We start from the raw sequence: 13,430 nt of genomic DNA, 5'->3' as shown, positions 1-13,430 counted from the left end.
TATGAGTGACAACAATAAACCTAAAATCAATGTACCACGCTTTAATTTAACGTGGCTTTATGTCATCATTGCCTTGATTTTTGCCTTCCTCTATTTTTCCGGAGATGAAGGAAGTGCCACCAAAGAGGTAAACTATACCGAATTTCAGGAAATGGTTACCAAAGGATATGCAGATAAAATCGTGGCATACGACAACAATACGGTGGAAATGTATATCAAGCCGGATCACATTGTAGATGTATTCAAGAAAGATGCCAACAAAGTCGGAAGAAGTCCTTCCATCAACGTACAGATAGGCTCCATGGAAGCTTTGGATAAGTTTCTGGATGAGCAGACTAAAGAAGGTAACTTTACCGGTTCTATCCAATACGAAAAGAAAAGTGACTATTTTAGTATAATCCTGTGGAACGTTCTGCCGTTTGTCTTCCTTATCGGTATCTGGATGTTTGCCATGCGCCGCATGGGTGGCGGAGGAGGAGCCGGAGGAGGCTCAAACGTATTTAATGTGGGAAGAAGCAAAGCACAGCTTTTTGAAAAAGGGACTAACCGCATTACATTTAAGGATGTTGCCGGACAAGCTGCTGCCAAACAGGAAGTACAGGAAATTGTAGATTTCTTGAAACAGCCGCAAAAATATACGGAACTGGGTGGAAAGATTCCTAAAGGTGCTCTGCTTGTAGGCCCTCCGGGAACAGGTAAAACATTGTTAGCCAAAGCTGTGGCAGGTGAAGCCGATGTACCTTTCTTCTCTATTTCCGGTTCAGACTTTGTAGAAATGTTTGTCGGTGTCGGTGCTTCTCGCGTACGTGATTTGTTCCGTCAGGCAAAAGAAAAGTCGCCTTGTATCATCTTCATTGATGAAATTGATGCCGTAGGCCGTGCCCGTGGCAAAAACCCAAGCATGGGAGGAAATGACGAACGTGAAAATACATTGAACCAGCTTCTGACAGAGATGGACGGATTTGGTTCAAACAGTGGAGTCATTATCTTAGCGGCAACCAACCGTGTAGATATTTTGGACAAAGCCTTACTGCGTGCAGGACGTTTTGACCGACAAATATATGTAGACCTTCCTGACCTGAATGAACGAAAGGAAGTGTTTGGAGTTCATCTTAAACCTCTGAAGCTGGACAGCAGTGTAGACGTAGATTTATTAGCACGACAAACCCCTGGTTTCAGCGGTGCGGACATTGCCAATGTATGTAATGAAGCTGCTCTTATTGCAGCACGTCATCAAAAGAAGAGTGTAGATAAAGATGATTTCTTAGCTGCAATCGACCGTATCGTAGGTGGTCTGGAAAAGAAAACAAAAGTCATGACTGCCGCCGAAAAACGTGCCATTGCACTTCACGAAGCAGGTCACGCCACCATCTCATGGTTCCTGGAACATGCCAACCCGCTGATTAAAGTAACCATTGTCCCAAGAGGACGTGCGTTAGGAGCAGCATGGTATCTGCCTGAAGAACGACAGATCACTACTAAGGAACAAATGCTGGATGAAATGTGTGCCACATTAGGTGGACGTGCTGCTGAAGAAATTTTCATCGGACACATCTCCACCGGAGCAATGAATGACTTGGAAAGAGTCACCAAACAGGCTTATGGCATGATTGCATACGCAGGAATGAGTGACAAGCTTCCTAATCTCTGCTATTATAACAGCAATGAAGATTACAGCTTTACGAAACCTTACAGTGAGCATACAGCTGAGCTTATAGACCAGGAAGTACAGCACATGATTAATGAGCAGTACATGCGTGCAAAGGCCTTGCTGCAAGAACACAGTGAAGGCCACAACCAACTGGCACAGCTGTTAATTGACCAAGAAGTAATCTTTGCTGAAGATGTTGAAAAGATTTTCGGTAAACGTCCATGGACTTCCCGTTCGGAAGAAATTATGGCAGCCAATGAGCAGCTACCGGAAACCAAACAGCTGGAAAACAAGCAGGAAAATACGGATAATGAAAATAATTCTTCCTCTGAAAATAACATACCTTCACAGGAAGAAAACCAGGAAAAAGGAGAAGCATAACCGAATAAAAACCAACTAACGTGAAAAATAACTTTATTCAACGAGCAATTACGGGAATAATCTTCGTAGGAGTACTCATTGGTTGTATTCTTGGAGGTCCTATCTCTTTCACCCTATTGTTTGCTCTGATTACAGCCCTGACCATTCATGAATTCGGGGTTATCATCAGCAAACAGCCGGATGTAGAGATAAACAAACCTATATGTATGTTGGCCGGCGTATTTCTGTTCTTTGGTTTTGCCTATTTAGGAGTCATGCCTGGACAAACAGAAATACTGATTCCTTACTTATTTCTTATCATATACCTGCTTGTCAGCGAGCTATATTTAAAGAAAAAAAATCCACTGAACAATTGGGCCTATGCCATGATGAGCCAAATCTACATCGCACTTTCGTTTGCAATGTTAAACGTACTGGCCTATCATTCTATTGGAAATGAAGGAGAATTGTCAAATTACCAGGTACAGTACAACCCAATACTGCCGTTGTCAATATTTATTTTCACATGGATTAATGATACGGGAGCATATTGTACCGGTATGCTATTCGGAAAACATCGCTTGTTTGAACGAATTTCTCCTAAAAAATCATGGGAAGGTTCCATTGGCGGCGGAGTTTTCAGCATTATAGCTGCCATTGTGATGGCACATTACTTCCCATTCATGCCGATTAGTATCTGGATAGGACTAGCCCTGACCGTTGTAATATTCGGTACATTAGGCGATTTGACAGAATCGCTGCTTAAACGCACTATTGGAATAAAAGACTCAGGCAATATATTACCTGGTCATGGAGGCATGTTAGATCGCTTTGACAGCACTCTGATGGCGGTTCCGGCAGCGGTTGTTTATCTGTATATCATTTCTTTTATTGAATAATATAAGCAGAAAATTTATAACAGGTCCTTCAGTCTTACTGTAAGGACCTGTTGTATTTTTGAGATAAAAGTTCAACGATTTTTCCGGCTGCCCGTTCAGAAGCTCCTTCCTGTCCAAGAATTTTAATCAGCGCATCATAATTCTGCAACATTTGTTCACGAGTCATTTGCCCGGGTAGAATTGCTTCTAGTTGTTGTTTCACATTTTCTGCGGTCATACCATCAGCAACCAGTTCAGCCACCACTTCACGACCTGCAATCAGGTTGACCAAAGAAATATATTTTACTTTTAAAATATGCCGGCGTAAGAATGAAACCAGCTTTCCAGCAGCAGTATAATAACACACTACCTGAGGCACCCGGAACAAGGCGGTTTCGAGTGTAGCCGTACCACTGGTAACCAAAGCAGCTGTAGCATGACTCAGCAAGCTATATGTCCGACCAAATATAATTTTGGTATCATCCCCCATATAAGCCTGATAAAATTCAGGAGATATTCCAGGAGCTCCCGCAATAACAAACTGATATTCTGTATAGTTGCGGGATGCTTGTATCATCCGCTGCAAATTATCCTTAATTTCCTGCTTACGACTACCAGCCAACAACGCAATAATTGGCTTTTTATCCAACCCGTTACGAAGAGTAAATTCCTCAAAACTCTCGGCATATCCCTGCTTAAAACAATGTACAGCATCCACACATGGATTTCCGACATAATGAATGGGATAATTATACTTCTTGAAAAAATCCACTTCAAAAGGTAGTATAGAAAACAGCTCATCCACATCTCGTTTTATATTCTTGATGCGGTACTCCTTCCAAGCCCAGATTTTAGGAGAGATATAATAAAAAATAGGAATATTCGTATGCGCTTTTATATATTCAGCTATTTTCAGGTTAAACCCCGGATAATCCACCAAAATCAAGACATCAGGATTCCACTGAACAATATCTTTCTTGCACAAATCCATATTACGAAAGATTGTCCGCAAATGAAGCAACACCGGGATAAATCCCATGTATGCCATATCCTTATAATGCTTGACCAGTGAACCTCCTGCAGTCGCCATCAAATCGCCTCCGAAAAAACGAAACTCAGCTTTAGAATCTTTTGCTTGCAGTGCCTTCATTAAATTAGATGCATGCAAATCACCCGAGGCTTCACCTACAATTAAATAATATTTCATAGCTGCCAGTTCCAGTGATTCAATTGTTCCATCAAAGTATAAGCCGTTACATCTATCTGAGTAGGAGTAATGGCTACGTATCCATGATCTAATGCCCAATGGTCGGTATCTTGTGCCTCGGGTTCATCGTTCCGGTAAGAACCTGTAAGCCAATAATAATTTCCACCTCTTGGATGAACAGACTTTACAAACTCATTTGTCCAGACTCCGTCTGTTTGCCGACAAATACGCACTCCTTTCAAATCCTTTACATCAGGAAAATTTACATTCAAACAGGTTCCTACAGGTAATCCATGCTGCAAGACCTCTTCTACGATACGTTGTATATAAGGGAAAGTGGGCGTAAAATCTGCATCTTCCGCATGATTACAAAGAGAAAAACCGACTGAAGGTATTTTTTTCAGACATCCCTCTATAACAACTCCCATTGTACCTGAATAGTGCACATTGACAGAAGAGTTATCTCCATGATTAATTCCTCCGATCACCATATCAGGTGTACGGGGTACCAAGTCGTGCAAAGCCAGTTTCACACAGTCCACAGGAGTACCCGTACAACTGTACAATGAAAATCCCGGTGCAGACTCTATCTTTTTACAACGAAGCGGATGCTCTGAAGTAATGGAACCGGAAGCTCCTGAACGTGGGCCAGAAGGTGCTACTACCATCAAATCGGCCATTGGCCTTAATACTTTTATCAGTTCCTGAATGCCTTTTGCGGCAAATCCATCATCATTCGACAACAACAGAAATGGTTTCTCTTTCATCATATCTTTATTATCCAAACTTTTATGAGTGTAAAGTTACAACAAATCTTAATCTTACCAAACCACATCATGCAATTAGCTAAAAATATATATCTTTGCCCGCGTGAAGTTATTAACAGATGAGGTGAGTTTTCAACACTTTCCCAAAAGTCATGGAATTTTAATTGAAACTATCGTCATTTATTAGTTACTTCGCAATCAGAATAAACTGATTAATATGGGAAAAATTATTGCTTTAGCCAACCAAAAAGGAGGTGTAGGCAAAACTACTACCACTATAAATTTGGCTGCATCTTTAGCTACTCTCGAGAAGAAAGTACTAGTGATTGACGCTGACCCTCAGGCAAATGCCTCATCCGGCCTTGGTGTAGATTTGAAAGACATTGACTGTTCAATCTATGAATGTCTGATCAATCAGGCTGACATACGGGAAGCGATTTATACAACCGATATTGACGGATTAGACATCATACCTTCTCACATTGACCTGGTGGGTGCTGAAATCGAAATGCTGAATTTGGAGAACCGTGAGAAAATCATGCGACGCGCGTTAGAGCCGATGAAAAGCGAATACGATTACATTTTGATAGACTGTTCTCCATCGTTGGGTTTAATTACCATCAATGCCTTAACAGCTGCCGACTCTGTAATTATTCCAGTACAATGTGAGTATTTTGCGCTGGAAGGTATCAGCAAGCTTTTAAACACGATTAAGATTATCAAGACAAAACTAAATCCTTCATTAGAAATTGAAGGATTCCTGCTGACAATGTTCGACTCGCGCTTGCGTCTGGCCAACCAGATATACGACGAAGTGAAAAGACACTTCCAGGAACTGGTTTTCAAGACCATTATTCAGCGTAATGTCAAACTAAGTGAAGCACCCAGCCACGGTATTCCTGCTATTCTTTATGATGCAGAATCAACCGGAGCTAAAAACCATTTGGCTTTAGCCAATGAAATTATAACAAGAAATAGCAAATAAGTATATGGCAGTACAAAAAAAATTTGCATTAGGACGAGGACTTGATGCTCTGATATCCAACGAAGAAGTAAAAACTTCCGGATCATCATCCATCAACGAAATAGAACTGGACAAAATATCTGTAAACCCCAACCAGCCTCGTCGTGAATTTGATCCTATCGCCTTACAAGAACTGGCTGATTCCATTGCAGAAATAGGTATCATCCAGCCTATCACCTTACGTAAACTAAACGAAGATTCTTATCAAATTATTGCAGGTGAAAGACGATATAGGGCATCCATACTTGCTGGTCTAAAAACAATTCCAGCATACATTCGTACTGCAGACGACGAGAATGTGATGGAAATGGCCTTGATTGAAAACATTCAACGCGAAGACCTGAATTCTCTGGAAATCGCACTGGCCTACCAGCATTTAATTGAACAATATGAACTGACACAAGAACGCCTGAGCGAACGCATTGGCAAAAAACGAACAACCATAGCAAACTATTTACGTCTGCTAAAATTGCCAGCCCCCATCCAAGTAGCCTTGAAGAACAAGGAAATAGATATGGGACATGCACGTGCGTTATTAACTCTGGAAGATCCTAAAAATCAGATACGTATCTTTAATGAGACAGTCGCTCAAGGGTACTCCGTGCGTAAAGTGGAAGAAATTGTAAAAGCACTGGCTAACGGTGAAAGCATAAAAAGCGGAGGAAAAACAATCTCTGCCAAAGGCACACAATTATCTGAAGAATACTCTATGCTTCAAAATCATCTGTGCAATTTCTTTGGAACGAAAGTACAACTTTCCTGTACCAATAAAGGAAAAGGAAAGATCAGCATTCCTTTCAACAGCGATGCAGATCTGGAAAGAATTATGGAGATTCTGGATTCTTTGAAAAAAACGGAATAAACAAAAATAATTTGAGAGCACATACTTTTACATATATTCTGTCGCTTATCCTGCTATTCTGTATCCCCTGGGGGAATATGGAGGTAAATGCACAGCGAGCCCAAAAACGCAGGGAGGGCATACTGACAACTGATTCTATCCGCTCACAGAATCGGGCAGACAGCCTGGCTTTGGCTGATACAACCAACCTGCAGCGAAAACTCGCATTAGAGGCACTGGAAGCCCCCTTAGATACTGCAGCCTTGGCAAGACAAAACGACTCCATTCAAAATACTCTGCCTCCCACTCAGGAGAAAAAACGCTGGATACCCAATTCTAACCGTACAGTATGGTTAGGACTCGTTATCCCTGGAGCCGGACAGATTTACAACCGGAAGTACTGGAAACTACCTATCATTTATGGAGGTTTCGTAGGATGTGCATACGCCTTGACATGGAACGGACAGATGTATAAGGATTATTCTCAAGCCTACCAAGACATTATGAGCGATAATCCCAATAACAACAGCTATATGGATTTCCTTCCTCCCGGAACAAATGTCAATGACCGTTTGGAGTATTGGCAGGAAATCTTCCGAAAACGAAAAGACCTTTATCGACGTCAACGCGATTTAAGTATATTTGCATTCATTGGTGTATATCTGCTATCAGTGATTGATGCCTATGTAGATGCTGAGCTGTCTGATTTTGATATCAGCAAAGACCTCAGCATGAAATGGGAGCCTACCGTGTTCAACGATGCATTCCGCAACCGTCCGCAAGGAGTTGGTTTGCAATGCTGTATTAAATTTTAAAAGATGAAAAGAATAATTTTTAGTTTACTTACTGCTGCAATCTGTAACGCTTCTTCTCTTTTTGCCCAACAGACAGAAAAAACGATTACCATACAAACCAATGGGCAGGAAGATGTAATAGATTTACCGGAAGGAATGATTACCACTACAGATAGTCTGTACTTGGACTGGATTTCCAAGCATTACATCAATCCTGCAGAAAACTGTACGATGACTACTCAAAATCCGGAAGTCAGCGATTCTATTTACATGGACCGCTTGCAGCGTATTCCTGCTATTATAGAAATGCCTTATAACGACATCATACGGAAGTTTATAGACATGTACTCTACCCGTCTCCGTCAAAAGGTATCATTTATGCTAAGCGCCAATAATCTATATATGCCTATTTTTGAAGAGGCACTGGATTTATACGATCTTCCGTTAGAATTAAAATACCTTCCCGTCATTGAATCGGCATTAAACCCGACAGCCACTTCGTCACAGGGCGCAGTAGGGTTATGGCAGTTCATGCTTCGCACGGGACAAGTATATGGGCTTAAGGTCAACTCACTTGTGGACGAACGCAGAGATCCGGTCAAATCTACTCGTGCTGCAGCACGTTACCTGAAAGATTTATATGATATATATCAGGACTGGAATCTCGTTCTGGCAGCCTATAACTGTGGACCTGGTACTATCAACAAGGCTATCCGCCGGGCTGGAGGCGAAAAGGATTTCTGGAAAATCTACAACTTCTTACCGAAAGAAACCCGAGGTTACGTACCTGCTTTCGTAGCTGCCAATTACATCATGACTTATTACTGTGAACATTATATCAGCCCTATGGAAATGAACATGCCAGAAAGTACCGATACTGTTCACATCAACCGTTCACTGAACCTAAATCAGGTGGCAGAAGTATGCAAGGTAGACATAGACCAGCTCCGCGCACTTAATCCAGAATTTAAAAAAGATATTATCCCTGGAAACGAAAAGCCATACGCACTACGATTGCCTACTCAAATAATGAGTTACTTCATTGACCACGAGGATAGTATCTATAATTATAAACCAGAAGTTTTTCAAACCCGTCGCAGCACCGTAACTGTCAGCAATACCACTACTAAAGGGAAAAATAGCGGAAAAGCTGTATACCACCGCATCCGTAACGGAGAGACATTAGGAGGCATTGCCGCTAAGTACGGAGTTAGCGTAAGCCAATTACGGAGACTGAACGGAATCAAGGGAAGCAGTATCCGGGCTGGCAAATCTCTACGCATCCGGTAAGAAAACCCCTCATTTGCTTGTTTGATTCGTATTTTTCTCTATTTTTGCATTATTGATTCAAAGAAAAGGGAGAGAATTATGACCGAGGAGAAACTTACGCAGGAACAGACAGATGAAAAAATGATTGATGAAGCATTTCAGGAGCTATTGGACCAATACCTGAAAAGTAAACATCGGAAAAAAGTCGAGATAATTACAAAAGCATTTAATTTCGCCCGACAGGCACACAAAGGAGTGCGCCGACGTTCGGGCGAGCCTTATATTCTACATCCTATCGCTGTAGCACGCATCGCCTGCGTAGAAATCGGCTTAGGATCTACCTCTATTTGTTCTGCTCTACTCCACGATGTAGTAGAAGATACTGACTATACCGTAGAGGATATCGAAAACTTGTTTGGACCTAAGATTGCTCAAATTGTAGATGGATTAACCAAAATTTCAGGAGGAATCTTCGGAGACAGAGCTTCTGCACAAGCTGAGAACTTTAAGAAGCTGCTTCTCACAATGAATGATGATATCCGTGTCATTCTTATAAAAATTGCCGACCGGTTGCATAATATGCGTACCTTAGGCTCCATGCTCCCAAGCAAACAATATAAAATTGCCGGGGAAACACTCTATATCTACGCTCCTCTCGCCAACCGACTGGGTCTGAATCGTATCAAAACAGAATTGGAAGATTTAAGTTTTAAATACGAACACCCAGAAGCTTACCAGCAAATCGAAGAAAAGCTAAAGGCTACTCAAGCTGAAAGAACCAACCTATTTGAAGAATTTACAGCTCCCATTCGCGAACAATTAGATAAAATGGGGCTTCCTTATCGTATTCTGGCACGTATCAAGTCTCCCTACTCCATCTGGAACAAGATGCAAAACAAACACATTACGTTTGAAGAAATCTATGACATACTTGCCGTACGTATCATTTTCACTCCTAAGAATGAAGAGGAAGAACTGAATGACTGCTTCAACATTTATGTAGCTATTTCCCGGATATATAAGCCTCATCCTGACCGTTTGCGCGATTGGGTCAGCCATCCAAAAGCCAATGGATATCAGGCTCTTCATGTGACATTGATGAGCAACAAAGGACAGTGGATTGAAGTTCAGATCAGAAGTGAGCGAATGAATGATGTAGCAGAACAAGGTTTTGCTGCACACTGGAAATACAAAGAAGGAGGAGGAAGTGAAGACGAAGGAGAGCTTAGCAAATGGCTGAAAACCATCAAAGAAATTTTGGATGATCCGCAGCCCGATGCCCTTGACTTTCTGGATACAATCAAGCTTAATCTTTTCGCATCTGAGATATTTGTATTTACTCCTAAGGGTGAAATTAAAACAATGCCTCAGAATGCAACCGCACTCGATTTTGCCTTCTCCATTCATACATTCTTAGGAAGCCATTGTATTGGAGCTAAAGTAAACCATAAACTGGTACCACTGAGCCATAAACTGCAAAGTGGAGATCAGGTAGAAATTCTGACTTCAAAATCACAGAAAGTACAACCTTCATGGATTAATTTTGCCACGACAGCAAAAGCCAAGGCTAAAATATTATCCATCCTCAAAAGAGAACGAAAGGAAGTCCAGCAGGCCGGAGAAGACATGCTGCATGAATTCCTTAAGAAAGAAGGCATTGAAGCTACTGAAACGAACATCCAGAAGCTTTGTACCCTTCATAAACTAAAAACTCCTGAAGACTTGATGTACCAGATCGGGCAAAAAGTTTTCACCTTAGGAGATTTGGAAAAGAATGAGTTAAAAGAAAAATCCACTCCCACAAACTGGAAAAAATACATTGCATTTGCATTTGGAGGAGGAAGCAAACCCAAATCTCAGGATAATGCATCTTCCAAAGAAAAACCTGCTTTGAACATTGACAAGAAGAAAATTGTCAAGCTTACGCCTGAAGAAATTCAGAAGCACTACATCATTGCAGACTGCTGTAAACCAATTCCCGGAGATGATGTCTTAGGATATATTGACGACAACAATCGAATTATTATCCATAAGCGCCAATGCCCGATAGCTACGCAACTGAAAACCAGCTTTGGCAACAGATTATTGGCCGTACAATGGGAAACAGGTAAAGCACTTAACTTCCCGGTAAATGTATACATGAAAGGAATCGATGGAATTGGAGTGCTTAACCAAGTAACAGGAATTATATCCCAACAGTTGAACGTAAATATTCACAAATTGAATATCGAGTCCAATGATGGCATTTTTGAAGGCCGAATTCAATTGTTTGTACACGATGTAGATGATGTAAATACCATCTGCGAGAATCTTAAGAAATTAGACCACATCAAGAAAGTCACCCGAATAGAAAACTTCGATGACACCATTACCGATTAAAAACTTGCTGCTGTCGCATTTTCTTTATAATCAATCCGATAAAAAATCTTACTCAAATTCAGGGCTGGTTTCTCCGCTGAGATACCGGCCTCTTTTGTTTGTAAAGAAATCCTGAACTTTTTCATGAAATATCCGTCCGTTATTTCCCGAAGACAAAACCAGATTTACCTCGACACGTACGTGACGAGGTCATGACACGTTCGTGCGGAGAGGTCGACACGTACGTGTCGAGGTCTTAACACGAACGTGTTGTGATATCATCGTAAAGACATTTCCTGTACAACTTCTATTGCATCGGACAATAATATAGAACAGCTCTATCCAAATAGAGCTGCAGATTTTTATATAGCTTTTCTGATGGAACTGACTGATAAAATGGGGAAAGAATAAGAGCTTAAAAAAACAAAAAAAACCGCTGATGTTCAGCGGTTTAATAATCATCGTGGACCTGGAGGGAGTCGAACCAAAACCAATATGCATCTATATATCAACAAGTTACACAGTACACTTTTCTATACTCCAATGAAAAATCCAATAAGCCCAACTTACTCTATTCAAAGACCTTACGCAATGCAAAACTATGAAAAATGAAGAAATCACCACAATTTCCTATAATAGAATTTGGATAATTCACTTTTATCACAGAACTTTGTACCAACATTCACGGCAGGGTGAATGTATTAAACATGATTATAAACACTTTGTCCTGCCACAAAGTACCAAAATCAGGAGTATGAACAGATATGACAAACAATCTGGATACGCTCCTAATGCGTCTGTAACCAGTTTAGAGAACTGCCAAGTTACAGGAAAATTAGGAAAGGATACTTCTTCAATCCTTTATGACTTAGTTGATTTGGAGCAAATCTTCAAAGTAACTAAAAGAACATTATTTAACTGGAGAGCCAAAGGGTTTATCAGTTTTGTTAATTTTGGGGGTAAGCTATACATGACTCATGAAATGCTAATGGCTTGTATTGAAGCCAGAAAGGAGGGAGTATGTTGAAAACCCTACCTCATGCTATACCAAAAGTAGCAAGCCCAACCGAAAAAATACCCAATGAGGGGTTCAATTCCAACATTGAACAAGTACAGGCTTATCTAACAAGACATTATGAGTTTAAGTACAATTCTGTCACTCAAAGATTATTAGTAAGAATTAGAAATGCTGATGAGCAATACCATTATTTGGAAGACTATGAGTTCAACAGCATATTAAAAAAAATCAAAATCCAAAACATCAAGTGCTCAAAGGATATGTTGCTGATGATTTTAAAATCAGATTATGTCCTACAGTTTGACCCCTTTCTGAACTATTTAGAAAATTTACCAGAGTGGGATGGAACTGATTATGTCGCTCAATTAGCTACATCTGTCAGAACAACTCAACCTCATCACTTTGCTAAATGTCTAAAGAAGTGGATGGTAGCATTAGTAGCATCTTTGATGGATGAGAATGTAGTAAACCAAACAGCAATCATTCTTTCAGGTGCACAAGGTATTGGCAAAACCACATGGTTTCACACTATACTTCCTACTGATTTTCAAGAATTTATCCATAAAGGATATATACAAACCAAAGACAAAGAAACCAATGTTAAAATATCAGAATGTGTACTCATTCTAATGGATGAACTTGAAAACTTGTCTGATAAAAGCATGGATGGAATTAAACAGCTTATGACCCAAAAGGGAACAAGCATGAGAAGGGCTTATACCACTATCAGCCAGTATTATAGGAAGAGGGCCTCATTTGCAGGTACAGTCAATAGAAAACATTTCCTGAAAGATTTAACTGGAAATAGAAGATTCTTGTGTTTTGAAGCAGAAAGTATCAATCTGCAACATAATATACCTATAGACCAGCTATTTGCCCAGCTCTTACATCTTTACAGAACAGGCTTTCAATTTTGGTTTGATGAAGATGAGATTGAAGAACTCGATAGAATGAACTCTGAATTTAGAGATATCTCAATTGAAGAAGAGTCTTTTATAAATCATTTTGAGAAATGTGCTATTGATGATGAAAATGGACTATTTATGACCACTACTCAAATTCAGCAGCAGTTAGTTCAAAAGACTGGACATAAAGCACTTTCAACTCAAATGCTGGGCCATGTCCTAAGAGACATGAAAGTAGAAAGAATAAAAAGAGGAGGAGTATATGGCTACCTCTTAAAAGCCAAAAACTGACTTTATAATATATCCAAAGACAAGAAGTTACCTTGCCTACTCTTATTCAGGGTAAGCAGGTAACTTA

At 40.4% G+C, this 13,430-nt stretch carries 11 protein-coding genes; 9 read left to right on the top strand and 2 right to left on the bottom strand.

All coding sequences use genetic code 11. The annotated features are described in order from the left end of the window. The first annotated feature begins 1 nt into the window (after position 1). Positions 2–2,032: an ATP-dependent zinc metalloprotease FtsH gene (ftsH, locus tag DXD04_RS05980; protein ID WP_117671728.1), complete on the top strand. Its 2,031-nt coding sequence runs from the start codon at positions 2–4 to the stop codon at positions 2,030–2,032. 20 nt (positions 2,033–2,052) lie between these two features. After that, positions 2,053–2,910, top strand: a complete 858-nt coding sequence (locus DXD04_RS05975) for a phosphatidate cytidylyltransferase (RefSeq protein WP_117671726.1) — start codon at positions 2,053–2,055, stop codon at positions 2,908–2,910. A 34-nt stretch (positions 2,911–2,944) separates the two neighbouring features. Here the strand turns inward: DXD04_RS05975 and lpxB are convergent, their stop codons facing one another. Both lpxB and surE read right to left on the bottom strand, forming a co-directional pair. Continuing rightward, entirely contained in the window at positions 2,945–4,096 is a 1,152-nt protein-coding gene (lpxB, locus tag DXD04_RS05970; protein WP_117671724.1) for a lipid-A-disaccharide synthase, read from the bottom strand. After that, a complete protein-coding gene (gene surE, locus DXD04_RS05965; RefSeq protein WP_117671722.1) occupies positions 4,093–4,866 on the bottom strand; it encodes a 5'/3'-nucleotidase SurE in 774 nt (257 codons plus the stop codon). The genes lpxB and surE overlap by 4 nt, the downstream gene beginning before the upstream one ends. Positions 4,867–5,080: 214 nt before the next feature. Between surE and DXD04_RS05960 the strand changes: the two genes are divergently transcribed. The 7 genes from DXD04_RS05960 (at position 5,081) to DXD04_RS05930 (ending at position 13,363) form a co-directional block, all read left to right on the top strand. Beyond that, on the top strand, positions 5,081–5,848 hold the full coding sequence (locus DXD04_RS05960; protein WP_007562086.1) for a ParA family protein: 768 nt from the start codon (positions 5,081–5,083) through the stop codon (positions 5,846–5,848). Positions 5,849–5,852: 4 nt separating this feature from the next. After that, a complete protein-coding gene (locus tag DXD04_RS05955; protein WP_117671720.1) occupies positions 5,853–6,749 on the top strand; it encodes a ParB/RepB/Spo0J family partition protein in 897 nt (298 codons plus the stop codon). 11 nt (positions 6,750–6,760) lie between these two features. After that, positions 6,761–7,543, top strand: coding sequence for a DUF5683 domain-containing protein (locus tag DXD04_RS05950; RefSeq protein ID WP_259295997.1), 783 nt, complete (start codon positions 6,761–6,763; stop codon positions 7,541–7,543). A gap of 3 nt (positions 7,544–7,546) precedes the next feature. Next, a complete protein-coding gene (locus DXD04_RS05945) occupies positions 7,547–8,812 on the top strand; it encodes a lytic transglycosylase domain-containing protein (RefSeq protein WP_117671718.1) in 1,266 nt (421 codons plus the stop codon). A gap of 78 nt (positions 8,813–8,890) precedes the next feature. Next, positions 8,891–11,170, top strand: a complete 2,280-nt coding sequence (locus DXD04_RS05940; RefSeq protein WP_117671716.1) for a RelA/SpoT family protein — start codon at positions 8,891–8,893, stop codon at positions 11,168–11,170. 733 nt (positions 11,171–11,903) lie between these two features. Further along, positions 11,904–12,176, top strand: coding sequence for a helix-turn-helix domain-containing protein (locus DXD04_RS16765; protein WP_117671714.1), 273 nt, complete (start codon positions 11,904–11,906; stop codon positions 12,174–12,176). After that, entirely contained in the window at positions 12,170–13,363 is a 1,194-nt protein-coding gene (locus DXD04_RS05930) for a VapE domain-containing protein (protein WP_117671712.1), read from the top strand. Before DXD04_RS16765 ends, DXD04_RS05930 begins: the two co-directional genes overlap by 7 nt. Positions 13,364–13,430: the final 67 nt, after the last annotated feature.

Source organism: Phocaeicola plebeius, assembly GCF_003437535.1.
GTDB classification, from domain to species: Bacteria; Bacteroidota; Bacteroidia; order Bacteroidales; family Bacteroidaceae; genus Phocaeicola; species Phocaeicola plebeius_A.
Note: the sequence above shows the minus strand (reverse complement) of the source record. Positions and strands in the feature narration are given on the sequence as shown.

Coding starts and splice junctions, on each gene's coding strand:
- lpxB (WP_117671724.1), bottom strand. CDS start 4,096: ATGAAATATTATTTAATTGTAGGTGAAGCCTCGGGTGATTTGCATGCA.
- DXD04_RS05955 (WP_117671720.1), top strand. CDS start 5,853: ATGGCAGTACAAAAAAAATTTGCATTAGGACGAGGACTTGATGCTCTG.
- DXD04_RS05960 (WP_007562086.1), top strand. CDS start 5,081: ATGGGAAAAATTATTGCTTTAGCCAACCAAAAAGGAGGTGTAGGCAAA.
- ftsH (WP_117671728.1), top strand. CDS start 2: ATGAGTGACAACAATAAACCTAAAATCAATGTACCACGCTTTAATTTA.
- DXD04_RS16765 (WP_117671714.1), top strand. CDS start 11,904: ATGAACAGATATGACAAACAATCTGGATACGCTCCTAATGCGTCTGTA.
- DXD04_RS05930 (WP_117671712.1), top strand. CDS start 12,170: ATGTTGAAAACCCTACCTCATGCTATACCAAAAGTAGCAAGCCCAACC.
- surE (WP_117671722.1), bottom strand. CDS start 4,866: ATGATGAAAGAGAAACCATTTCTGTTGTTGTCGAATGATGATGGATTT.
- DXD04_RS05940 (WP_117671716.1), top strand. CDS start 8,891: ATGACCGAGGAGAAACTTACGCAGGAACAGACAGATGAAAAAATGATT.
- DXD04_RS05945 (WP_117671718.1), top strand. CDS start 7,547: ATGAAAAGAATAATTTTTAGTTTACTTACTGCTGCAATCTGTAACGCT.